This is a genomic window from Marinobacterium aestuariivivens (assembly GCF_042661465.1).
Taxonomy (GTDB): Bacteria; Pseudomonadota; Gammaproteobacteria; order Pseudomonadales; family Balneatricaceae; genus Marinobacterium_A; species Marinobacterium_A aestuariivivens.
In genome coordinates this window covers 4,673,833-4,696,383 of the sequence record NZ_JBHSWE010000001.1, presented here as the reverse complement: position 1 = coordinate 4,696,383, position 22,551 = coordinate 4,673,833, and the positions used below count along the sequence as shown (strand labels likewise).

21 protein-coding genes and 1 pseudogene are annotated in these 22,551 nt (G+C 61.7%); 9 read left to right on the top strand and 13 right to left on the bottom strand.

The features are described from left to right. Window positions 1-32: 32 nt before the first annotated feature. The 6 genes and pseudogenes from iolG (at window position 33) to ACFQDL_RS24585 (ending at window position 6,323) form a co-directional block, all read left to right on the top strand. Window positions 33-1,025, top strand: a complete 993-nt coding sequence (iolG, locus tag ACFQDL_RS24610) for an inositol 2-dehydrogenase (RefSeq protein WP_379911316.1) — start codon at window positions 33-35, stop codon at window positions 1,023-1,025. Between the two features lie 534 nt (window positions 1,026-1,559). Further along, window positions 1,560-2,054: an OsmC-related (seleno)protein gene (locus ACFQDL_RS24605; protein WP_379911315.1), complete on the top strand. Its 495-nt coding sequence runs from the start codon at window positions 1,560-1,562 to the stop codon at window positions 2,052-2,054. A 68-nt stretch (window positions 2,055-2,122) separates the two neighbouring features. Beyond that, window positions 2,123-3,235 carry a C4-dicarboxylate TRAP transporter substrate-binding protein gene (locus ACFQDL_RS24600; protein WP_379911314.1) on the top strand — a complete coding sequence of 371 codons (1,113 nt, stop codon included), beginning with the start codon at window positions 2,123-2,125 and terminating at the stop codon, window positions 3,233-3,235. Between the two features lie 29 nt (window positions 3,236-3,264). Next, on the top strand, window positions 3,265-3,828 hold the full coding sequence (locus tag ACFQDL_RS24595) for a TRAP transporter small permease subunit (RefSeq protein ID WP_379911313.1): 564 nt from the start codon (window positions 3,265-3,267) through the stop codon (window positions 3,826-3,828). A gap of 25 nt (window positions 3,829-3,853) precedes the next feature. Beyond that, window positions 3,854-5,256, top strand: a pseudogene (locus ACFQDL_RS24590) (TRAP transporter large permease). Continuing rightward, the gene (locus ACFQDL_RS24585; RefSeq protein WP_379911312.1) at window positions 5,253-6,323 is read left to right on the top strand and encodes a hypothetical protein; all 1,071 of its coding nucleotides are present in this window, start codon (window positions 5,253-5,255) and stop codon (window positions 6,321-6,323) included. The pseudogene ACFQDL_RS24590 and the gene ACFQDL_RS24585 overlap by 4 nt, the downstream one beginning before the upstream one ends. Before the next feature lie 119 nt (window positions 6,324-6,442). On the opposite strand, the gene ACFQDL_RS24580 is transcribed toward ACFQDL_RS24585, so the two are convergent. The 5 genes from ACFQDL_RS24580 to ACFQDL_RS24560 all read right to left on the bottom strand — a co-directional run bounded on the left by ACFQDL_RS24580 (window position 6,443) and on the right by ACFQDL_RS24560 (window position 13,088). After that, a complete protein-coding gene (locus ACFQDL_RS24580; protein ID WP_379911311.1) occupies window positions 6,443-6,835 on the bottom strand; it encodes a tetratricopeptide repeat protein in 393 nt (130 codons plus the stop codon). After that, window positions 6,778-9,717: an adenylate/guanylate cyclase domain-containing protein gene (locus tag ACFQDL_RS24575; RefSeq protein WP_379911310.1), complete on the bottom strand. Its 2,940-nt coding sequence runs from the start codon at window positions 9,715-9,717 to the stop codon at window positions 6,778-6,780. Before ACFQDL_RS24575 ends, ACFQDL_RS24580 begins: the two co-directional genes overlap by 58 nt. A 356-nt stretch (window positions 9,718-10,073) precedes the next feature. Beyond that, window positions 10,074-10,901 carry a carbohydrate kinase family protein gene (locus ACFQDL_RS24570; RefSeq protein ID WP_379911309.1) on the bottom strand — a complete coding sequence of 276 codons (828 nt, stop codon included), beginning with the start codon at window positions 10,899-10,901 and terminating at the stop codon, window positions 10,074-10,076. Window positions 10,902-11,199: 298 nt separating this feature from the next. Next, window positions 11,200-11,769: a LacI family DNA-binding transcriptional regulator gene (locus ACFQDL_RS24565; RefSeq protein WP_379911308.1), complete on the bottom strand. Its 570-nt coding sequence runs from the start codon at window positions 11,767-11,769 to the stop codon at window positions 11,200-11,202. 311 nt (window positions 11,770-12,080) lie between these two features. Then, window positions 12,081-13,088, bottom strand: a complete 1,008-nt coding sequence (locus ACFQDL_RS24560; protein WP_379911307.1) for a carbohydrate porin — start codon at window positions 13,086-13,088, stop codon at window positions 12,081-12,083. On the opposite strand from ACFQDL_RS24560, the gene ACFQDL_RS24555 reads away from it, so the two are divergent. Continuing rightward, the gene (locus tag ACFQDL_RS24555; RefSeq protein ID WP_379911306.1) at window positions 13,072-13,452 is read left to right on the top strand and encodes a hypothetical protein; all 381 of its coding nucleotides are present in this window, start codon (window positions 13,072-13,074) and stop codon (window positions 13,450-13,452) included. The two genes, ACFQDL_RS24560 and ACFQDL_RS24555, sit on opposite strands and share 17 nt — an antisense overlap. A gap of 28 nt (window positions 13,453-13,480) precedes the next feature. Here ACFQDL_RS24555 and ACFQDL_RS24550 read toward each other — a convergent pair whose 3' ends face one another. The 8 genes from ACFQDL_RS24550 to ACFQDL_RS24515 form a co-directional block, all read right to left on the bottom strand. Continuing rightward, window positions 13,481-14,980 (bottom strand): glycoside hydrolase family 32 protein, encoded by a 1,500-nt coding sequence (locus ACFQDL_RS24550; RefSeq protein ID WP_379911305.1) that lies wholly within the window; start codon window positions 14,978-14,980, stop codon window positions 13,481-13,483. A gap of 54 nt (window positions 14,981-15,034) precedes the next feature. After that, window positions 15,035-16,174: an ABC transporter ATP-binding protein gene (locus tag ACFQDL_RS24545; RefSeq protein ID WP_379911304.1), complete on the bottom strand. Its 1,140-nt coding sequence runs from the start codon at window positions 16,172-16,174 to the stop codon at window positions 15,035-15,037. Window positions 16,175-16,291: 117 nt separating this feature from the next. Beyond that, window positions 16,292-17,167, bottom strand: a complete 876-nt coding sequence (locus ACFQDL_RS24540; RefSeq protein ID WP_379911303.1) for a carbohydrate ABC transporter permease — start codon at window positions 17,165-17,167, stop codon at window positions 16,292-16,294. Further along, window positions 17,168-17,293 (bottom strand): hypothetical protein, encoded by a 126-nt coding sequence (locus ACFQDL_RS24535; protein WP_379911302.1) that lies wholly within the window; start codon window positions 17,291-17,293, stop codon window positions 17,168-17,170. It lies immediately after the preceding gene. Window positions 17,294-17,304: 11 nt separating this feature from the next. After that, complete coding sequence (locus tag ACFQDL_RS24530) at window positions 17,305-18,270, bottom strand: carbohydrate ABC transporter permease (RefSeq protein WP_379911301.1); 966 nt, start codon at window positions 18,268-18,270, stop codon at window positions 17,305-17,307. Window positions 18,271-18,404: 134 nt separating this feature from the next. Next, a complete protein-coding gene (locus tag ACFQDL_RS24525) occupies window positions 18,405-18,860 on the bottom strand; it encodes an extracellular solute-binding protein (protein WP_379911300.1) in 456 nt (151 codons plus the stop codon). Further along, a complete protein-coding gene (locus tag ACFQDL_RS24520) occupies window positions 18,818-19,636 on the bottom strand; it encodes an ABC transporter substrate-binding protein (protein WP_379911299.1) in 819 nt (272 codons plus the stop codon). Before ACFQDL_RS24520 ends, ACFQDL_RS24525 begins: the two co-directional genes overlap by 43 nt. A 113-nt stretch (window positions 19,637-19,749) precedes the next feature. Continuing rightward, a complete protein-coding gene (locus ACFQDL_RS24515) occupies window positions 19,750-20,760 on the bottom strand; it encodes a LacI family DNA-binding transcriptional regulator (RefSeq protein ID WP_379911298.1) in 1,011 nt (336 codons plus the stop codon). A 236-nt stretch (window positions 20,761-20,996) separates the two neighbouring features. On the opposite strand from ACFQDL_RS24515, the gene ACFQDL_RS24510 reads away from it, so the two are divergent. Then, the gene (locus ACFQDL_RS24510; RefSeq protein WP_379911297.1) at window positions 20,997-21,725 is read left to right on the top strand and encodes a response regulator; all 729 of its coding nucleotides are present in this window, start codon (window positions 20,997-20,999) and stop codon (window positions 21,723-21,725) included. 1 nt (window position 21,726) lies between these two features. Beyond that, on the top strand, window positions 21,727-22,551 hold the full coding sequence (locus ACFQDL_RS24505) for a hypothetical protein (protein ID WP_379911296.1): 825 nt from the start codon (window positions 21,727-21,729) through the stop codon (window positions 22,549-22,551).

The window sequence follows — 22,551 nt, the reverse complement described above, 5'->3', positions numbered from 1 at the left end:
GGCTGCCGGTTTAGCCGGCCCAGGAGTGACTTATGATACGTTTTTGTTTATTTGGTTCTGGCCGGATGGGCGATCTCTATTGCCAGATTATTACCAGAAATCCGAACGCCGAGCTGGTAGGCGTGATCAATCCGAATCTCCCTTCAGCGAAAAGACTGACGGACAAATACGGTGGACAGGCATTTGCGTCTTTCGATGACTGCTTGCAGCACTCGGACATTGACGCCGCTATTGTCTGTTCGCCGACCAATACTCACCTGGAGATCATTAGCCAGGTCAGCCGGGCCGGCAAGGCCATTCTCTGCGAAAAGCCGATCGACCTCAGCCTCGAGCGGGTGGATCAGTGTATCGCCCTGGTAGAGGAGCACCGGGTGCCCTTCATGGTGGGATTCAATCGTCGTTTTGATCCCACCATTGCAGCACTGCGGGCCCAGGTGGTCGAGGGCAAGATCGGCAAACTCAACATGGTGCTGCTGACCAGCCGCGATCCGGCGCCACCGCCGATCGAATACATCGAGCGCTCCGGAGGCTACTTCTGCGACAGCACCATCCATGATATCGACCTGGCCTGCTGGATCACCGGCGAGACGCCCGTAGAGGTCTTCACCAGCGCCAGCTGTCTGGTGGACGAAGGCATCGGCAAGGCCGGTGATGTCGATACGGCGATGACGACGCTCAAGATGCCAAGCGGCGTACTCTGTCATATCAACAACAGCCGCAAGGCCGTTTATGGATTCGATCAGCGGATCGAGGTTTTTGGTTCGGGCGGCATGCTGCAGACCCAGAACCAGCGGGACATCCTGCTCAGCCACTCGACTGCGGAAGCCACCGATGCCAAGCCACTGCTCAAGCACTTCTTCCTGGAGCGCTACGCCCAGTCATTCGAGCAGGAAATAGCGGAATTTATCTCATCTCTGGAATCCAATATACCGCCCAGCGTTAACCAGGAGGATGGACGACGCGCCCTTGAAGTCGCTCTCGCGTGCGGACAGTCCCTACGCGAAGGCCGCGCAATAAAGCTTTAATTTACCGAGAGGTAAATCAGACAGTTTTCTATTATTAACCCGGCTGATTAATACATGAAACAGGGACGTTTCATCATTGGCCGCAGGCCAATGCGAGCGCCACGGAAACCAGCATGTCCGCGCACCTGCGCCCGCTTTTGTGGCGTGACTGACAAAATAGGTAGGGAACCTATTTGTCAGCCATGTTACTAACCTGGCATGCAAATAGGTTTATATACAGATCTTCATCATTCAGGAACCAGGCGCTTACGTATAACATCATCGGTTGCAGTATTGTCTGTAGGAGCCCGCTCCGCGGGCGAATGAAGCTGGGCAGATGCCCAATTCGCCTGGAGACCGGGCTCCTACGGCTTCTTGGTAAGCGGATGTATTTGTCAGCCGGGTTAATAATAAATCCGAAAAGCTTCTCGTCCTGTACAGAATTACCTCCTTTTACATCTTATACGCCTTATTATACCGCCAACAAGCGGCGCTTGACTTTTCCATAGAGGCATGATCTCATGTATATGCAAACGATTGCACAAGAGGCCCAAGATGCGAGAAAAACCGCTGTTCGACGTCAAGTTCAGCTCCACCGGCACCTGTGTCGGCAAGCTGCGAAACGAGGTGACGGTCAAGGCGATCGAGCCGTTTCAGACCATCAATACGCTGGCCACCGACGAGGGCCGGTTCCAGGGCGGCGAAGGTACGGCGCCGACCCCGCTCGAGTTTTTCCTGACCGGCCTGGTCGGCTGCCTGATGACCCAGATAAGGGTGTTCAGCCGTCGCATGAAGATCAAGGTCGACGATGTGATGGTGACCTGCGATGCCCACTGGGAAGCCTATGCCGGTGAAGGATTTCCGTACGAGGGTCAGCCCATTGGCTTTGCGATCGACATCGATGTCCGGTCGCCAGACAGCGAAGACGCGCGCATCGTCGAGCTCGTCAACGCCGCCCGCAAGGGCTGCTTTGTCGAGCAGACGATCGAGCGGGAAACCCGCATCGATCACCGCGTCCGCGTCAATGCCCAATCCTGGATCGATGTCTGATCAGCCAGCTTGAACAGGCGCCATCCGACGATCAGCACCAATACGATACAACAATAAAGGGAACACCTATGACTCCGAAGACCCATAGCGTTAATTTTAAGAACCGATTCCGCAACTTTCTCGGCGGCGCCGCCCTGTCGCTGGCCGCCCTGGCAGCGCTGCACATGCCGTCCGCCCAGGCGACCGAAGAGATCGACCTGAGCATCGTGTCGGGCTTCTCGCCGACCGTGGCCGCGGTCAAGCTGCTGCAGGAGAGCTTCATGCCCGGCGTCGACGCCCGGCTGGCCGAAACCGGCAACTACAAGGTGAACTGGCAGGAGGCCTTTTCCGGCACCCTGGCCAAGCCCGGCGGTGAGCTGGAAGCGCTGGAGGTCGGGCTGGCCGATGTCGGCGTCATCGTCACGGCGATTCACAGCGACAAGATTCCGCTGTACAAGATCGGCTATGTCACCCCTTTCACGACCACTGACCTGGTGCTGATCCACAAGGTGCTCGACGGCCTGGTGGAAAAATATCCGGCGTTCAATGAAACCTGGGATCGCTTCAATCAGGTGACGCTGTCCGCCAGCGGCATCGCCGACAACTACGTCCTCTGTTCCGCCAAGCCGATCGAGTCGCTCAGTGATTTCGAAGGCCTGAAAGTCGGAGGTATCGGTCCCAATCTGCGCTGGGTGCAGCCGGTAGGTTCAGTCGGGGTCTCCGGGAGTCTGGGCAATTTTTATCAGATGGTCGAAACCGGCGTGATGGATGCGATGCTGGTCTGGGGCGAATCCGTGGTCTCGCTCAAGTTTTACGAGGTCTGCCCCTATTACTTCAATGCCAATCTCGGTGGCGCCAATACCTATACCATCAACGTCAATCAGCAGGCCTGGGATCGCCTGCCGGATGAAGTCAAAAATGCGATGCAGGCAGCCGCAAAACAGTATGGCGTGGATCTTGGCAACTTTGCCCGTGAACTGGGCGAGGTGGCGATTGAGACCTTCAAGTCCAAGGGCGGTACCGTCACCAACATCGATGATGCCGAACGACTGCAATGGGCTAAGACACTGCCGAATCTGGCGCAGGAATGGGCCGAACAGATGGAAGCCCAGGGCATCCCCGGCAAGGCGATTCTGACCGACTACATGAACGCCATGCGCGAGGCCGATCAGCCCATCGCCCGCCAGTGGGACCAGGAATAGCGCCTTCCGTTGCGAACGGGAATCAGCTTATGAAAAAGCAATCTACCCAGGATTCCGAAGCGGCTGAGCCGCTTCCGAACAACCGTCAGGCGACGAAGTTGCTGACGCCAATGGTCGTTGGCATGGATACCCTCGGCGCCGTTATCGTGCTGGCAATGATGGTAATCGTGAACCTCGATGTCTTCGGCCGCTGGCTCGCCGATACGCCGCTGGACGGCACTCTCGAACTGACGGAAATGGGCATCGTCGCCGTCGTCTACCTGCAACTGGCCCACGCGATCGCAGCCGGCCGCCTGACCCGCTCCGACACCCTTCTGGGTCTACTGGAGCGCCGGGCCCGGCGCCTGAACCTGGCACTGCGCGCTGCCTTCGACCTGGCCGGTGGCCTGGTGTTGGCCATCATCGTCTACGGTCAGGCGCCACGGCTGATCGATGCCTGGAACGCCGGTTACTACAAGGGCAATATCGGCATCTTCACGGCGCCCACCTGGCCGCTCGAAGCCATACTCCTGATCGGCGCCACCCTGGCATCGATTCAGTTCTTCGTGCTTGCGCTACGTCATCTCAAAGCGATTCGGAGCGCCGGTCAGTGAGCCTCTTAACTACGGGATTACCAGTATGACTGGACTTGAACTGGGCCTGCTGTCGGTTGTCGCCATAGTGGCACTGATCTATGCAGGCATGTACGTGGCAATTGCGCTCAGCCTGGTTTCCTTCGGACTCGTGGTCGTGCTCAAGGGCAACCTGATGCTGGCTGTCAAGCTGCTGACGTTGTCGGCAGCGGACAGCATCGCCGACCAGACGTTTGCCGTCATCCCCCTTTTCGTACTGATGGGGCTGATCATGAGCGTATCCGACGTCGGGCGCGATGCCTATGACGTCGGCGATTACTTTCTGCGCCGGATCCGCGGCGGCCTCGGGCTGGCGACGGTCAGCTCCAACGCCGTATTCGCCGCGGTGACCGGCGTCTCGATCGCTTCGGCGGCCGTTTTCACCCGCGTTGCGGTACCCGAAATGCTGCGCCTGGGCTATCACCCGCGCTTCGCCGTCGGAACCGTCGCCGGCAGCTCGGTACTGGGGATGCTGATTCCACCCAGTATTCTGCTGATCATCTTCGCGATACTCACGGAGCAATCGATCGGCATGATGTTCTTTGCCGGTATCGGCCCGGGCATACTGCTGTCGGTGGTCTACTGCCTGGGCATCATCGGCATGGCCTATTTTCTGCCATCCTTCGTCTACGACCGCTCCGGTCGGTTTGTCGAGTCCCAGGCACCGGACACCGAGCCGCCGGTCCAATCGGCCGGCACCATTCTGGTGAAACTGCTGCCCCTGGCCGCTCTGATCTTTGTCGTACTCGGGGGATCTACGGTGGCATCTTCACCCCGACCGAAGCCGGTGCCGTGGGCGCCCTGGGTGCCCTGGCTCTGGCCATCGTCCGCAGGAAGCTCAGCCTCCGTGGTTTCTGGCGCGTGTTGCTGGAAACCGGGCATATCACCGCATCCGTCTGCTTTCTGATCATCGCCGCAACCATGTACAGCCGTGCGCTCGCCATTGCCGGCGTCCCGGTGGAAATTGCCAGCCTGATGCAGTCCGCAACCGACAGCTTCCTGCTCGTACTGCTGCTCTATGTCGCCGTGGTACTGCTGCTGGGCACGATCATCGACTCGGTGTCCATCATCCTGATCATGGTGCCGCTGTTCCTGCCGATCATGCTGGGCTTTGGCGCCGACCCGGTCTGGTTCGGTATCCTGACGGTCATCGCCGTCGAGGTCGGCCTGCTGACACCCCCTGGGCATGGCCTGCTTCGTAATCAAGGGCTGCCTGGACGATCAGCGCATAACCCTTGGCGATGTCTTCATCGGTGCGATGCCCTTCGCGCTGATGATGGTGTTCGTGCTGGTGCTGCTGACTGCCTGGCCACACCTGGTCTATATCAATCGCTGGTTCTGATCCAGCGCCCTGGGTCGCCGACGGCGACCCGGTCACGCCTGCCCCGACGATACCCGATGGATACATGAGCTACCGTACGATCGCACAACCTCTGCTGGGCGGACTTTCGACCCTGATCTGCATTCCGGTTTCACTGTTCATCTGCAGTCTGTTCGATGCCGAAACCTTTGGCAGCTGGGTCGCCTTTACCGTGATCTGCACGACTCCGATGCATATGGTGTTGAGCCTGGTGTGGCATTACGATTATCCCCTGTGGCTGTCACGTCTCGGGCAGCCCACGAAGGGCCTCGTCAGCCTGCTGATTCTTGCCCTCTCCGCGCTCGTCGTCGCGCCTCTCGGTCTCCATGTTGCAGGCGGCGGTATCACGCCCCCATCACCTTTTTCCCTGATGTATGTGATCCTTAGCGTGGTCACCACCCTCTGGCTGCTGGTGCAGTTTCAGTGCTGGCCTTTGGCCGGATGGGTCCGCCATCCAGCGGCAACCGGCTTGGGAACCCTGCTTCTGGCCTATTCCCTGGCCTGGGGGCTGTTTCAGCATGCCTTCGACTTCCAGGAGCTGCAGAACGCGCCCTTTTATATCGCCGAGCTCGATCCGCACGGTGGATTCGATGCCTGGGATGCACTCTCATTTGCCGTAACAACCGCCGCGCTCATCATGGCATGGGTATTGTTCGATTTTTGGCCCCTGAGGTCAATTGCACAGCGCTGGCCCTTGTTGAACCGGCAACCGCTGTTCGGATTGCTGGCGGGCAGTCTGGTGCTGGTCTGGACCGGACTGATTTGGTACATCGGTGTCAACGTGCTGCAGCTGGATGTCGTCGAGTACCTGGTGCGGGTACCGGTGCCGCTGCTGTTCGGCGAGTTCATCATTTTGCTGCTGTTTCAGAACCGTCTTCTTCACTCGATCCCGCAGCCACTGCGGGGCATCGGGCTGGCGGCCATCAGTACTGTGCTGGCAGCAATGACGCAGGGTCTCTACGCCCGGGCCGGCGCCTGGATCACCGGAGGTCTGTCGGCAGGAGGGCCTCTATACCAGCTTGAACTTTGGCTGGCATCAGCCATGCTGGCCGTGACCTTTCCGGTGATGGTGGCCTACAGCGGCGGTTTTGCGTTCTGGCCATTCCAGCGCAGGTGATCAAGCAGCGCCCAAGGCGATACAGGTGGCGCCGAAACCACGGTTGAAGAATTGCCAAATCCGAAGCGCAATTGTCCGTAGCGCCCAATCCGAACAGCGCCTAGACATGACAGGACGTTTCAGCCTGATTCTGCCCGTTCGCAAAGCAAGGAAGACGCCCTCCGGAGATCGGCGGTTTCCTGCCCTTCGCTGAACCCTTGCAGCACCGGTTCCAGCAACTGCCTGGCGTCGGAGGGTCTGCCCTGCTCTTGCAGCAGGCGGGCCAGGCAGGTGATCGCTCTCAGCTCGAGTGATCGGGCACCCTGGCTGCGGGCAATGATAACCGCCTTCTCGAAGCACGCCTGCGCTGCAGCCGCGTCTTTGCTCTGTTTCAGGATCAGTTGCCCCTCCAGCCGATAGAGCTCGGATTCATAGAGGTGGCCTTCCGTCGCGTCGAGGGAGGTATGGGCCTCGTTCAGGCAGTCACGGGCTTCATCCAGCCGGCCGGCTTCGACCAGCGCCTCGAGCAGCAACGAGAGGAAATAGGGACGCCACAGCTCGGCACCGGCCGCCCGGTCGGCCGCCAGGCCCTGGCGGATTTCGGCAATACCGGCCTCGTGCTCGCCCTGCTGCGCCAGCGCCCATCCCCGCAGCACCCGACCCCAGAGGTTCCAGATCGGGAATCCATGTGCCTGTGCCTGTGCGATCGCCGCTTCGGCCCGCTCCTGGGTCTGACGCAGATCCCGGCGCAGCAGGTGGGTTTCGGCATCGAACACCAATGACACCACCCGGATAAAGGGGTAATCGAGCCTCTCGGCCAGCGCCAGTCCCTCGTTGCTTTTTTCCAGTGACTGCTCGGGATAGCCCTGGTACCAGAGTACCCAGGCCATATAGAACAGGCTGAAGATCCCGGAATCGACGCCGTAATAGAACACATGGCGCTGAGAGTGCTGCGGATCGTAGAGTGCCAGTGCCTGCGCCAGCTCGGCGCGGGCCAGGTCCAGCTCTCCCAGGTTGAACAGCACGGTTCCGAGCGCCCGATGCGCCTCGAGCTGGCGCTCGTCGTCGCCCGCTTCCTGGCCAGCCGCACCAGCTGCTCGCTCAGCTCACGAGCAACCGGCAGCTCGCCGCGCACATGATAGAAGGTGCGCAGCCCCAGCAGCGCCGGAAACAGCTGCGGCGGCGCGCCCACCTGGCGGCACAGCTGCAAGGCCCGGCTGTAGGTGCTTTCGACTTCGGCGGCCGCATAGCCCCGGGTCGCCATCAGCGCGGGTCCCGACGTCAGCCGTGCCGCCAGTTCCAGGCTGTCCCGCTGCGGCGACTCCGGCAGCGATCCGATCAGCTCGAGGGCTTTGGACAGCTGCGCGATCGCTTCACTGTTGGCGTATCGCTGGACCGCCTGCTGGCCGGCCAGCTGCAGATATTCGATCGCCTTGTCGGTGTTGCCGCTGCGACCGTAATGATGGGCCAGCTCGCCGTAGTGCTCGTCCAGGCGGTCCCGGTACCGGCTTTCGATGGCCCGGGCCGTGCGTTCATGCAGATCGCTGCGCCGCTCGTTCAGCAGGGAGCGGTAGGCCACCTCCAGCGTCAGCGCATGCTTGAACGCGAACTCCTGTTCCGGGAAGGCCGGTATCGAATAGATGAAGTCGGCGTCCTGTAAACGATTCAGCAACAGCATCAGGTCATCGTGGCTCTCGCCGGTTACCTGCCGCACCAGGCCGAAGGGCAAGGCCTTGCCGATTACCGCCAGTACCTGCAACAGCGCCTTGCTGTCCGGTGGCAGGCGATCGATGCGCGCCGCCAGCACCCCCTGCACCGTCATCGGCAGCTGCAGGTCGCCGGCGGAGGTACCGAGACGGTAGTGGCCCCGCCGGCCCACCAGCACCTGCTCTTCGGCCAGCGTCTGAACGACCTCCTCGATGAAAAACGGATTGCCCTCGGTCTTTTCCAGAATACGGCGGGCGACCGGCATCAGCTCGGGCGCGCTGCCCAGCAGCGATTGCAAAAGCCCCTCGGCATCCGACTGGGCGAGGGGCTCGAGCTGCAACCGCGTTGAACCGCTTTTTCCCAGCCACTGATCCCGATATTCCGGCCGGTAGTTCACCAGCAGCATCAGCCGATGCCCTTCCAGTGCGCCGACGAGCAATTCGAGAAACGCCTGGGTTTCGCTATCGAGCCATTGCAGGTCTTCGAATATCAGCACCAGTGGCCTTTGCCTGCTTTGTGCCAGCAACAGCTGCCTGATCGCCTCGAAGGTGCGTTCACGCCGGGTCTGTGGGTCCAGGTGCAACAGTGGCGAGTTGTCCCCTGCCCCCGCCAGCAAAAATTGCAGGTAGGGCAAGCCCTGCTCCAGGGAGGCATCGAGTGCCGCCACCTTGGCACCGATCTTCTCGTGTCGCCGGCGTGCATCGTCCCGGGGAGCGAGATCAAAATACTGATTCAGCAGACCGATCAGGGGCCAGCAGGCAAAGGTCCGGGTGTGAGACACCGAAAAGGTTTCAAGGACCAGGCAGTCGTCCGAGACGCTGCGCTTGAATTCGAGCAGCAGTCGCGACTTGCCGACACCCGGTTCGCCCCTCACAGCGACGAGCTGTCCCTGGCCTGCCAGCATGCGATCCAGCAATGCCTGCAGGCAGCTCAACTCCTGCTGACGACCGAAGAAGGGTACCAGCCCCCGGCTGACCGAGACCTGCAACCGGGTGCGCAGTGGTCCGACTCCCAGCAACTCGTAGATCTGGATGGGTTCGGCCACACCCTTGACACGGGTGGGCCCCAGGGCCCGGAACTCGAAATAACCCTGCGTCAGCCGATAGCTGTATTCGCTGACGACAATGGCACCTGGCGAAGCGGCGGTTTCCATCCTGGATGCTATATGGATCGAGCGTCCAACCGGGTCATAGTCGGTATGCAGATCCTCGGTATGGATAGACCGCACCACCACCTCGCCACTGTGGATGCCGATCCTCAGCCGCAACTGCAGGCCCTTTTCCCGTTCGATGCGTTCGGCCAGTTCATCCATGCTGTGCTGCATGCGCAGCGCCGCATAGAGTGCACGCCGGGCATGGTCCTCGTGGGCGATGGGCGCCCCGAAGAGCGCCAGAATGCCGTCGCCGAGGGATTTGGCGACATAGCCCTCGTAATGGTGCACCGCCTCCATCATCAGCTTGAGCACCGGATCGAGCAGTTGCTGAGCCTCTTCGGCATCCAGGTACTGAATCAGCTCGGTGGAATCTGCCAGATCCGAGAACAGCATGGTGATGGTCTTGCGCTCGCCGTCGGCGGCACCCCGGGCCAGCATCGCGGCTTTCTCGGCCCTTATTCGCTCGGCCAGGTATGCCGGGGTATATTGAACCGGCGCCACCGTCCCGCCATTGGCCAGCGGTGCGCCACATTCACTGCAGAACTTTGCATCCACGGCGCATGCATGGCCACAGTTGCCACAGCGCCGGGGCTGAACCGCGTCACAGGCGGGACAGGTATCAGGATTGCCAGGGCTCTCGACCCCGCATTGCTGGCAGCGCATATCACCTCATCGCCAGATGGCTGGCGCCCTCGAGACATCCTCCCGGCAACGATGGCTGTCCGGTATTCGAGGGCAAGTGTTTATGGCATCAGTATAGCGGGCATCGGGGCTGGTCAGCCGGTTGGCGGCGAGGATGACGGCAGGCTCCGCCTGGCGGCAAGTACTACCGCCCCCGTGGGAGCCACGCCCTCGCTGCGAACGGTCCGGCACGAGGCCCGTTCGCGACAGGTCTTGGCTACTACAGCGAATCAGAGACCGAGTTCGAAAGCCACCGGCAGCGCTTCGAAAGCGCCATAGCGGCCGACGGTCAGGGCACCGCAGCGGCTGGCGAACTGCAGTGCCGCGGTCAGGCGCGCTTCATCGCGCACCCAGTCGGCGAAAGCGGCATGACCGATGTTCTGAGTCGCCAGCTGGAACAGCAGACCGGCGACGAAAGAGTCTCCGGCCGCCGTGCTGTCGACGACCTGGGTCTGCGGCGGGTTCAGGCGCAGCGAGCCGCCGGACCAGTGCGCCTCCAGCGGTTCGCCGCCGTCGGTGATCAGCAGCAGCCCTACACCGCTGTCCAGCAGGCGGGACACCAGGGTATCGTCTTGCCCGTACAGGGCTTCGAGCTCTTCGCGACTGATCTTCACCAGATCGGATGCCGCCATCGCCTTCCAGATCGGCTCGCGCGCGTCGGCGCCTTGCGGCCAGAGGTTGTGCCGGTAGTTGACGTCGAAGCTGACCAGGCAGCCGGAGGCCCGTGCGCGCGCCATCAGGGTCAGATGGTTCTCGCGAATGGCATCGCAGGTCAGAGTGTTGGAGCAGCAATGGAACAGCGCCGGCCCCTGCAGGAAACTGTCGGGACACTGTTCGGCCCGGTACAGCAGATCGGCGCTGTCGTCGCGGTAAAAGGCGAAACTGCGCTCGCCGGTCTCGTCGAGACTGACGAACGCCAGTGCCGTCAGGGCATCGGGAGTCTGCAGCAGCTGACCGGTATCCACCCCGAATTTCTGCATCGTCTGTACCAGCGTATCGCCGAACATATCCTGTCCGACCTGGCCCAGAAAGCAGGCCGCCCCGCCGAGCTTGGCCACACCCACCGCGACATTGGCCGGTGCCCCCCGGGGTGGGCGACGAAGGACGTAGGGCCGTCGCTCACGGGACGGGCCAGCATATCGATCAGTGCTTCGCCAAAGGCAATAACCTTAATGGACATGGACGCCCCCTTGTCTGCGAATCCTGTTAAACGCATCAGTGTACCCGGCACCGCTGCAGCCGGACAGCCCCCGCGATAGACGTTGTAAGGGTGTAACACACATAACGACAAACACCTGTGTTTTTATAGGTAACCTTACCGATAATAACCAAGCATCGAGACCAAATGAAGTATATTTATGTAAATTTACTAAAATACAGACAGGACAGGCATTCAGAGGCCACTGTCATCGGCCAGTGCCGGCAACCGCTGTGCCGCGAGCTGCCCCAGTTGCCGGGAAGGCTCCCCTGCGTTGCAGGGTCAATGGTCAGGACCCGTTTGCGCAACAGCCCGAGACGTTCGACGACCTCTCCAGACGGCGTCACGCCCAGGAAGACGAAACTTTCGGCCAGAGCTTCGTAGCGGCCGATCGCCTGACCGGCCCGCGCCGAGAGCAGCAGCAGGGCACAGTTGCTGTCATTCAACGCCTCGGTAAAGCCCAGGACGAAGTCCTGCAGCGCAGCATCCGTCGCGAGACCGGCCAGGTCACCGGGAAGCACCAGCACCACCAGAGGGTTTTTAGCCAGGATCCGGCGCCGGCCGTTGCGCGGACCGTCATAGCCGGCCCGCCGACACTCCTCGAGGATATGCCGGCGCAGCGCATCGGAAAGCTGATCGGGACGGTTGAATGCATTGGAAATGGTCGCTGTCGACACCTGAAGGCGTTGCGCCATGTCCTGAAGTCTGAGTTTCTTGTTATTGTTCATTGCAGCACCACCTGGGATTCACAACGGGTCCCTGCTCTTCGGCTTCGGCATCCTGCGTCGCTTTTCCTCCCTGTGCCCGCAGGATAAATACTTCCATGTAAGAGCCGCTCCTCGGCTTTGGCTTCCTGCGTCGCCCTAACTCCTGCATCCATGCAGTCGTGCGCATCCCTGCGCCCGCGGCATACCGTTCGTCCTGAACATAAAAAAGCGAAAGCCCGATGGACTTTCGCGAAAACAGGAATCATGAAGGGCTTGCTGCGGGCCCCGCGGCCAACGGTTGATGACGGTCGTTCGCCACGGGTCCGCCCACCTCAGAAGGTGTAGTTCAGGCGCATCCGTACGCCGGTTGCCGAATCATCGACCCCGACATTGTCCGCCGTCGAACCCGACACCGCAAAGGTTACGCTCGCATTGTCGATATCGAACAACGGCAGCGTGTAGGCGGCGTAGGCGGTGGTGACATCGGGATCCGGTCCGATAGCCAGTTCGGTTTCGGAATAGATAAGGCCGGCACCGAAACGCCCGTAGATCACGTTGGCCCCATAACTGCGAACCTCGTCGACATTCGACCCCTGGGTCTGGTCGTCGAGCCAGGCGGCGTTCAGGTTGACCAGCGCCTCGCCAAGGCTGAATGTCGCCCCGGCCCCGAAGCCTTCCTTCTCGATTTCGCCGCCGCCTATCAGGTCGACCTGCTGGTACTCGTAACCCAGACGGGCCGAGAAGCCGTCACCCTCGTAAACGATAACGGGCCTGGCGCCGGAAACGGCATCCTCATCGGTGCCGTCAACGTTGTCATCTCCAAACAAAGTATTCAGCTCGAAGCGCAGACCACTGTCGCCCTGCAGGTGCAGTGCGATCTGCCCGCCGTCGGTACCGGCACGGCCGCGCACGAGATTCGCCTCGTACACCTGGGCCAGACCGCCGCCGGCATGGACCACCAGGGTGTCCTTGCCTTTCGGGAACAGATCGATGCCCTCGAAGCGGCCGAACTGCAGGTCCCATCGGTCCTGACCGAACTGCACCCACATGTCGTCGGTGTGGGTGTCGGAATCCTTGGCCAGAATCAGGGTCCCCTTGCCGCGCACGAAATATTGCTCGCTGCGGATCTCGCCGCGCAGGTTGGCCTCGACGCGACCGCCCTGGCTGTACTCGGTGGAGCCTGCGCCGCTGTCGATCGCATCGGTATCGAGCTCGACGTTGGCATCGAGACTGAAGGTGGGATTCAGATTGGCGGCCTGGGCCGCGTTCGTGGACAGGACAGCCAGCGCGAGCGTGGAAAGTACTGCAGCAGTGCCACCGAAAGTGGAAGTCATTTTCATTATTTTACTACCGTTATTTTTATGGGGGTTTCGTTATGGTTTTCGACCCTGGGGCCGTCGGAAAAACCGGAACGTAAACGTTTACGTCCATGGTTCAATGTTAATTTTTACCCTTACCCTGAATCAAGAACTTTCTGGTCTTAATTTCTTCTTAAATTACGAAACAAGAACTGGCGCGGACGCCTGGATAGAAAACGACGATCTCAACGTCGAAAAAGCCGGTTTCGGCCTCAGCCGCTCTGCATGTTTTTTAACACGCAGGCCACCCCGGACGATTTCAAATATTAACCTGGCGCATGAACCCGCTGATCTTGCGGCTATCGAGGGCAATAAAGTCCCTCCCGCAAACCGGGGCCGGATATGACAGGCCGGCGGCTTGAGTCGCGGCGGCTTCAGGCCACGGCACGATCGCCCCGCGCCGGCAGCCTGATAGCGGCCCCGTACAGCGATTCCAGCACCACCTCGCCTTCTGTCACCCTGAACAGGGAAGCGCATCCCCCGTCACCGCTTATGCTGAGGCTGCTCAGCGACAGCCGCCCGTTATCAACCAGCAGCTCGAGGCTGCCGTGATCACAGACCCATTCGAGCGTTACGCTGTTTCCCTCGCCTGCGCCGATGCTGAAGTCATGGGGAAAGAAACGGTCGAATTTCTCGTCACCGTTCTGTCCGCGGCGCTGGTGCTGCAGCCTGAGGCCGGCCTCTTCTAAACTGAGCACCAGGTCGGCATACCCGGCCTGCTGCAGACAGATCTCGACCCGGCTACCCGCCTGCAGGCTGAGGGCCGCACGCCCCAGCTGCGGCCCCTTGTCGACAGGCGCCTGGAACGACTGACCCGCCGCGAGCCCGACGCCGTCGTCGATCAGTGGAACCGGCTCGAACCTGGCCGCCAGCTCACGCACGAAACGTTGCTGCAGTCGCGTTCCCTCGGCCGTCGTCACCAGTGCCAGTTCACGCGGCAGGCTCATGTTGCCGCGCCAGCCGCTTTCCGGTATCTGGTTGGCGTAATGCCAGTTATTTAGCCAGGCGATCGCCAGCCGACGCCCGTCGGTCACGTCCGACCAGCTCTGGGCAGCGTAGAAGTCCCGGCTTTCATCCATCAGCAGCACCTGGTCCGCCGGATTCTCGTTGTGGAACCCGGTCCCGTCGAAGTCCCCGACGAAGTACTGGGTAAAGGAACCCCAGTCGTCCTTGCCGGCGCCGACGCCCACGACCAGCACCCAGCGACGGCGGCCATCCTCGAGCGCCAGCTCGAACAGGTCCGGACATTCCCAGGGCCCCTCGGTATGGGCGCCCTGGTCGCTGCCGAACGCGCTGGCGAGCGTCCAGTCGAGCAGGTTTTCGGAGCGGTAGAAACGGATCGACTGGCCACAGGCCAGCGCCATGATCCAGTGCTGGCTGGCCTCATGCCAGATCACCTTGGGATCGCGGAAGTCCCTGAATCCCGGCGGCGCGATCACCGGGTTGCCGGCATATTTCTGCCAACTGCGTCCCCTGTCGCGGCTGTAGGCGACACACTGTTCCTCGATGTAGTCATTGGTGGCCTCATCGAGCACGCGGTGGGCCGTGTAGAACGCGATCAAACCCGGCTCGCCGCCGAACAGGCCGCTGCAGTCCCTGTGGTCGACGACGGCGCTGCCGGAAAAGCACATGCCGTCCTCGTCGGGAAACAGCGCCGTATCCAGATGCTGCCAGTGCAGCAGGTCGGTACTGACGGCATGACCCCAGTGCATGGGGCCCCAGACCCTGGCATCGGGATAGTACTGGTAGAAAAGATGGTACTCGCCGTCAAAGTAAACGAGACCGTTCGGATCGTTCATCCAGCCCTTCGCAGGCGTAAAGTGAATCGCGGGGCGCGACGGCGCCGCACCGCTGACTGTGGTTTCGAGCGACATGATTACATCCATTGGAAAACGGCGCCGGCGCTTGATCCGGCGCGCATTGATTGTTTAAACCGCCTGGGCCAGACCCTCTGCTCCGGGTACCGGCTGCGGCACCGGCCGCGCCTCCCTGAGACTGTTGCCGGCGGCATCGAAAAGGTGGCACTGCTCCAGATCGAAACTGACGCTCTGCACCTGCCCGGAGTGCATGCCGCTCAGACCGCCGACCTGCAGTGTCAGCCCGTCCTCGCCGGCATAGCGCGCATAGACGAAGGTGGTGCCGCCGAGGTGCTCGACCACGTCGACATCGATAGCGATGGCGACATCGCCGTCGCGGTCCTCGCGGATATGTTCCGGCCGGATGCCGAGCCTGACGCGGTCACCTTCGCGCACGTCCGTAGCCTTCGCCCGGACGTCGGTTTCGGTGCCGCAGGGCAGGCGCAACCGCAGCCCGTCGGCCGATCTGCCCAGCACCTCGCACGACAGGAAGTTCATTTTCGGTGAACCGATGAAGCCGGCGACGAAGTCGTTGGCCGGGTTGAGATAGAGCTGCAGCGGGCTGCCGACCTGCTCGATATTGCCGCCGCGCAGCACCACGATCTTGTCGGCCATAGTCATCGCTTCGGTCTGATCATGGGTGACGTACACCATGGTGTTGCGCAACTCGCCATGCAGCTTGGCGATTTCGACCCGCATCTGCACCCGCAGCTCGGCGTCGAGATTCGACAGCGGCTCGTCGAACAGGAAAACCTTCGGATTGCGCACGATGGTGCGGCCGATGGCCACACGCTGGCGCTGGCCGCCTGAGAGTGCCTTCGGCTTGCGGTCCAGGAGCTGCTCGAGCTGCAGTATGCGGGCGGCTTCGTCGACGCGACGGCTGATCTCGTCTTTCGGGACCCGTGCCATCTTCAGGCCGAAGCCCATGTTTTCACGCACCGTCATGTGCGGATAGAGCGCATAGGACTGGAATACCATCGCCACCCCGCGTTTTGACGCCGGCACCTGCGTCACGCATTCGTCGTCGATATGGATATCGCCTTCCGAGACCTCTTCGAGGCCCGCGATCATCCGCAACAGGGTCGACTTGCCGCAGCCCGAGGGGCCGACGAAGACCACGAACTCGCCGTCTCTGATATCCAGGTCGATGCCATGGATGGTTTCCAGGTCGCCGAAACGCTTGATCACACGGCTCAGTGTAAGATCTGCCATTTTATTTTCTCCCGCCGTCCGGGTACGGAGAACCCCGCCGGACAGCCTCTGTGATGTACAAAGCAACCGTAGGGGGATCAAGGCGCGAAGCGCCGGATCCACCGCCAGACGAGTCGTTCAGCCCTTGATGCCGGCACCGGCCAGACTGCGGACGAATTTTTTCTGGAACACCAGGAACACCGCCAGTACCGGCAGAGTCACGAAGGAGGCATAGGCCATGACCTCGCCCCAGCCGGTCTGACGGCCGAAGAAGATCTGGATACCGGGCATCACCGGTCGCGCATCCTCGCCCTGCACCGCCATGATCGGCCAGATGTACTGGTTCCACATCAGCAGGAAATGCAGAATCGCAACGGTGGCGAACACCGGCCCCGACATCGGTACGATGATATGGCGGTAGATCTGGAATGGCGTGGCGCCGTCGAGTTCGGCGGCCTCGTCGAAGTCCTTCGGAATGTCGCGGAAGAACTGATAGAACAGAAAGATAAAGAAGGAGTTGGCGACGAACGGCAGCATCTGCACATGCAGCGTATTGAGCCAAGAGCCCGTGATCGCCAGCATGCCATCCTCCCAGCCGATGGACGGCAGCTTCGAGGCCAGCAACAGCAGCGGCACGACGATCGCCTCCAGCGGGATGATCATCAGCGCGATCACCGCCGACAGCACCAGCTTCTGTCCGCTCCATTTCATGCGCGACAGCGTGAAGGCCAGCAGGCTGTTGACGAAGAGGCCCATGATCACGGTGCCACCGGTGATCAGCACCGAGTTCCAGAAATAGAGGCCGATATTGCTCTTCTCGAACACCTGCCGATAGTTGTCCAGCGACAGCTCGCCCACCGGCAGGATCGCACGGATCGAGTAGAGATCGGCGAAGATCGCCTGTTCGGGCTTCAGCGACGACACCAGCATGAACAGCATCGGAAACAGGAAGACATAGCCGACGCCGATCAGGATCAGGTACCAGCCGAGGGTTTTCAGTTGCTTGACGGACATTTACTTATCCCCCTTGCCATCGAACAGGCGTTTCTGGAACAGCGCGATCGCCAGAATCACCAGGAAGAAGATCACGCTGATCGCCGAGCCGTAGGCAATATCCTGCTCGCGAAAACCCTTGGTCACGGCGTGGTACATCACCGTCGAGGTCGAGCCCTGGGGCCGCCGCGGGTCATCACATCGACCTGGGTGAAGAGGCCGAATGCCTGGATGGTGGTACTGATGATGACGAACACCAGGGTGTTCTTGAGGCCGGGCAGCGTGACATGCCAGAACTTGCTCCAGGCACCGGCGCCATCGAGCTCGGCCGCCTCGTAGAGATCCTGCGAAATGCCCTGCAGGCCGGCCAGGAAAATCAGCATCTGCACGCCGGCCGCCTGCCAGGCCGACATGATCACGATCGACGGCATCGCCCAGTCCGGATCGCCGAGCCAGTCGATCGGTCCGATCAGACCGAAGCTCATGGCCTGCAGGTAATGGTTGAACAGGCCGAGATCGCGGTGATAGAGGAAACTCCAGACGATCGACACCACCACGATCGAAGTCACCACCGGCGAGAAGAACACCGTGCGAAACAGGTAGATCCCCTTCAGCTGGCGGTTGATCAGCAATGCCAGGGCCAGCGCCAGTCCGCACTGCAGCGGCACCACCAGCAGTACGAACAGCAGCGTGTTGAGGAAGGAGCGGATGAAGTGCGGGTCCTTGGCCAGCACGATGAAGCGCTGTTCGCCGATGTTCCAGCTGGTGAATTCCTTGTAGTCCCGCAGCGCGGGGTCGGAGCGCAACAGGGTACGCAGGCGCGGATACTCGATCTGGCCGTCATCGTCGCGCAGCGCCTGACCCGCGGTATCGCGCTCCGGCTGCTGCACCAGCCAGTTGACGCTGAGCAGGCGGTCGTAGTTGCGCAGCCCCACCCAGCCGGTTTCGTTGGGCGACAACAGCCGCTGATCGGTAAAGGACATCACCACCGCCATCAGAAACGGCAGCACCAGGAACATGAAGAGTCCCAGCAAGGCCGGCGTGCTCATCAGGAAGACATAGCGGCGGCGCGGTGTCTGGTCCAGGTTGTCTTGCCGTGGACCGAGCGCCAAACCCGGCTCCATCGGCCTCTCCCGAATAATTACTGAGGTATCTGCTTGCATGAGTATAGGTCCCGCGGACAGGTTCAAAGGCACAGCCCGCCCGCTCCGGACCCGGGCCGGGTCCGGCGGGAAGGCTGCAGGAGCTGGAACCCCGTCTAGTTGAAGCCGTAGCCCTTGTTATCGGAGATATTGCGCTCGATGGTATCGACCGCCTGATCGAGGGCGTCCTGCACGTCGGAGCCGTCCTTGATATTGCGGGCCATCGATTCGAAGGTGCTCGAGATGATGGGATAGGCCGGCGTCGCCGGTCTCAGCCGGGCGTAGGCGTTGCTGTAGTCGTAGAAGAAGCGCCAGTCGCCGCCGGTACGGTAATGCTCGGTCAGCTCGGCGGCGGCCGGCGTCGAGGGTATCATCCCGGTTGCCCTGGACATCTCGGCGACCTCGGCCGGCTGCAGAATATAGTCGATAAAGGCCGCGGCCCCCTCCGGCTGCTCGCAGCTCTGGGTAATACCCCAGTGCCAGGAACCGCCGCCAATGACCGGCCCCTGGCCGAAGTCCGGCACCGGCATCACCACCAGGTCGTCACCCCACATCTTGCTGTGGTTGGACATCTCCCAGTTGCCCATGTAGTCGAGGGCCGCACGTCCCTGACCGAACGCCTTGTCGTCGCTGGGGTTGCGATCGACATAGCCCTTTTCGAACAGCGTCTGGAAAAATTCCCCCAGGCCAGGGCGCGCTCGCCGTTCAACACCCCTTCGGCAGCAAGGTAATTGCCGCGGTCGATCTGGTCGCCGCCAAAACTCTGCAGCATCGGCGCAAAGGCATAGGAGTACCATTCACCGGTCCAACCCGCGCCGATGGCAAGTGGATAACGGTACTGACCGGAGTCTTTCAGCGTGGCGAGCGCCGCCAGGAATTCTTCCTTTGTCCAGGGCTGATCGGTTGTCGCGATGCGGATGCCGTGCTCCTGCAATACGGACTTGCGGGAGAACAGTGCCAGCGCCGCTTCATATTGACCGACCGAGTATACCTCGCCCTTGTAAGTTCCTTTGGCGGTGTCGATCAGCGCATCCAGCGCCGCCCGGGAAACCAGCCCCTCGAGCGGGCGCAGATAGCCGGACCAGGCGAAATTGGGCACCACCGGTTGATCCATGTCGAGAATGCAGGGCAGATCGCCGGCCAGCACCGCCGCGGTCACGGTCTCGGTGTATGAGCCCTCCGGGATCATCTCGATTTCGACCTTCCAGTTGTTCTGCGACTGGTTGAACCGCTCGACCGCTGCCTTGCTGACCTCGATCTCGGCGATATTCGAGGTTTCGTGTCGCCAGAGCTTGAGGGTTTCCGGTGCTGCCGCGACGGCGCCGATCGAGAAAGACAACGTTGTCATCACAGCAACAGAGAGAACGGAGGGAGTGAATCGCTTCATTGCAGGTCATCCTGTTTATTGTTATCGAACCAACTTTCGTTATCGCCCCGGCATCCACGTTCGCCGGGACGGTCTCACCTATCCACCCGGTGCGATTCCCGCACGATCGGGGGCATGGGTATCAGCCGGGTACTGTTGTCAGTCTCCCCGCCGAGCAGATGGCGCATCGCCGCACGACCCATCTCGAGGTGCGGCAACGCCATCGTGGTCAGGCCCGGCGACAGATTGGGGGCAATCAGTCGCTGGTTGTCGAAACTGGTCAGCGCCATCTCCTGGCCGACGCGGATACCGTAGCGCAGCAGCAGGAAGTAGGCCTGCATCGCGAACTCGTCCTTGCCGCACACCAGGGCCGTCGGCCGCGACGACAGTGCCATCAGCTGCGCCAGCGCGGTTTCGACACTATAGGCCGCGGGCTCTTTTCCGAAGACATCCTCGCCGCGCACCACCAGTTCCGAATCGAACGCCAGACCGCCCTCCTCCAGCGCCCTGCGATAACCGGACAGACGAAGCTTCGCCGCCGTCACCTCGGGATGGAGGCTGATCAGTCCGATGCGCCGATGACCCCGCTCGACCAGCAGCCGGGTCGCCTCGTAGCCGGCCCGCTCGTCGTCGGGCACGAAGGTCGGCAGCTGGACCCTGTGGCTGTAGCAGTTCACCAGCACCGAGGGCACGCTCAGCAGCTCCGCCGGAACCTCGACTTCGCGGTGGTAATAGGTCGCCAGCACCAGCCCCTCGACACGGCGCTCCAGCAGCATGTCCAGCGCCTGCTGGCGGTGGCGACGGTCGTGCTCCATATTCACGACCATCAGCACCTTGTCGTGCTCGCTGGCCACTTCCTGGGCCCCAAGCAGCAATTCGCCGGCATAGGGACGGGTCACGACATCATCGGATATGAAGCCGATCACGCCGGACTTCTGGTTGCGCATCATGCGCGCGGCACTGTTGGGCCTGTAGTTCAGCGCCTCGATCGAGCGCAGCACCTTGTCGCGGGTCTCCTCCCGGACCGCAGGATCATTGTTGATGACCCGCGAGACGGTCTTGAAGGAGGTACCGGCATGTTTGGCGACGTCTTTGATCGAGACCATGAAGGACAGTATCCAGTTGTGAGTGCCGAGTTGACAGCCAGAAGCACAAGCGACAGTGCCGGGCGACAACGTTGACAAAGCATAGAGCGAAGCAGACAACGTTGTCAACCATTCCGAAACAGGCTTTAATTCGGTCGTGCCGGGCGGCCGGGCCTTCACCGGCTGTAACATTTGAAATTCGATCTGGCCTATTCTGTGATATCAGAACAGCCGTCACCTCTGAACGGAAGGAAGTCATGACCGAAACAGTGCGCCCGAAAATCCTGGTTGTCGACGACGAAGCCGATATGCGCGAACTCCTGCAGGACCTGCTGGACGACAACGGATTCGAAGCCGTTGCGGTCAGCAATGGCGCCGAGATGCAGCGCGCCCTGAACGAATCGGCCTTTTCGCTGGTGATCCTGGATCTGCGGCTGCGCGGCGAGGACGGCATGCAGCTGGCCAGGGAGCTGCGGGCCAGGTCCGTGATCCCGATCATGATGCTGACCGGCAAGGGGGACGAAACCGACCGTATCCTCGGTCTGGAACTGGCGGCCGACGATTTCCTGATGAAACCCTTCAATGTGCGCGAGCTGCTGGCCCGGGTACGCGCCCTGTTGCGCCGCTCGGCCGGTCCGGTGGCCCGCAGCGAAGACCTGCACAGCCACCAGCGCCTCGCATTCGGCGACTGGATCCTCGACCTGACGGCGCGGCAGCTGAGCCGCAGCGACGGCACCGAAGTGGAACTCACCTTCGGTGAATTCAACCTGCTCGAAGCCCTGGCTCAGGCGCCGAACCGCATCCTCAGCCGCGACCAGCTGCTGGAGATGACCCGGGGCGACAACAGCGAGGTGTTCGATCGCACCATCGATGTGCTGATACTGCGGCTGCGGCGCAAGCTGGAACCCAATCCGCGCCAGCCGCAGTACATCCGCACCGAACGCGGCCTGGGCTACTGTTTCCACGGCCAGGTGAGCCGCGTCTGAGATGCACAGTGTCCGCGCACGACTGCTGTTCGCCTTCGGCTGTATCATGCTGGCCGCGCTGGCACTGGCCATCGTCGGCTGGCGCGGGCTGAGCGACACCGAACAGTCGCTGGAACGTCTGCGCCAGGAAATACTGCCCGATATTTCACATTCGCTGGAACTGGCCGAACGAACGGCCTCCCTCGCCTCCCTCGCCCCCTTCGTCGCCGAAGCCTCGGCGCCCTTCCAGCTGCAGCACGACCGCCAGCAATTGCTGCAGCGTGTCGAACAACTCAAGGAACTGGCGGGCCGTATCCGCCACCTCGAGTCGGCACCCCGGCTGCGCGATCTCCTCGAGCGGCTCTATGCCACCCTGGACGAGCTGCTGGCGATGACTCAGCAGGAGCTGTTCCAGCGTGAGGACCTTCGCCAGTTGCTGTACCGGCTGCAGCAGATCGATAGCCCGGCGGACAGCGAAGATGCCCGCAGCATCGATCAGCTGATCGCCGCCGCGTCGGCTTCGGGCCAGGAGCTGGCGATCATCGAAACCCGTTTCAAAGCGCGGCTGGACCCGAACAGCCCGCTCGCGACCAGTGCCCGGCAGATCTTCGACCTGCGCCACCAGCAGCTCGACGTCAAGCAGCGCCAGGCCTATCTGCTGGCTGCGGTGCGGGCCATTTCCGACCAGCTGTCGAACGAGGTCAAGGGCTTCGTTGACAGCCTGCAGGCACGTTTCGAACGCCAGCACAGCGTGCTTGCCACCACCGTCGACCAGGGCAAGCTGCGCATCCTGGCCATCAGCCTGGTGGCGCTGCTGGCCCGGCCGCCGGCGCGGCGCTGGTGTTGA